Origin of the sequence: Agromyces humi (genome assembly GCF_009720255.1) — a bacterium.
Taxonomy (GTDB): domain Bacteria; phylum Actinomycetota; class Actinomycetes; order Actinomycetales; family Microbacteriaceae; genus Agromyces; species Agromyces humi.
Map to the genome: position 1 here is coordinate 1 of NZ_WJSP02000782.1, position 549 is coordinate 549.

Annotated in this window: 1 protein-coding gene; it reads left to right on the forward strand. The window is 75.0% G+C overall.

Annotated features, from left to right (window positions below; translation table 11 throughout):
* A partial coding sequence (locus GH736_RS24150) for a phosphotransferase (RefSeq protein WP_159607637.1) occupies window positions 1-549 on the forward strand: 549 nt, incomplete at both ends.

The following is a 549-nucleotide window of genomic DNA, read 5'->3' on the forward strand; positions in this document are numbered from 1 at the left end:
CCCGCCAAGCGCCGGCTGGTGACGGATGCCGCGGCCGCGGCCTGGGCGCAGCTCGCCGCCGTGGCATCCGACCTCCCGCAGCAGGCGGTGCACCTCGACCTCACCGACGACAACGTCGTCTGCGCCGCGGAGCGGGCAACCCGGATGCCCGACGGACTGATCGACTTCGGGGACGTCACCCGCACCTGGGCCGTCGCGGAGCTCGCGATCACCGTGTCGTCGGTGCTGCACCATGCGGGCGCCGAGCCGGCGTCCGTCCTGCCGGCGATCAGGGCCTTCCACGCGCTGCGCCCGTTGTCGGCCGCCGAGGTCGCCGCCATCTGGCCGCTCGTCGTGCTGCGCGGCGCCGTGCTCGTCGTCAGCGGTGAGCACCAGGTGCAGCTCGACGGCGGTGACAACGCGTATGCCGCCGACGGCATCGCCCGCGAATGGCGCATCTTCGAGCAGGCGAGCTCCGTGCCGGCGGAGGTGATGACGGGCGTGATCGCCGGGGCGCTCGGCGTCGAGCCGCCCTCGGGCACGGGCGCCGCTGCGAGCGCGGGTGCCGCT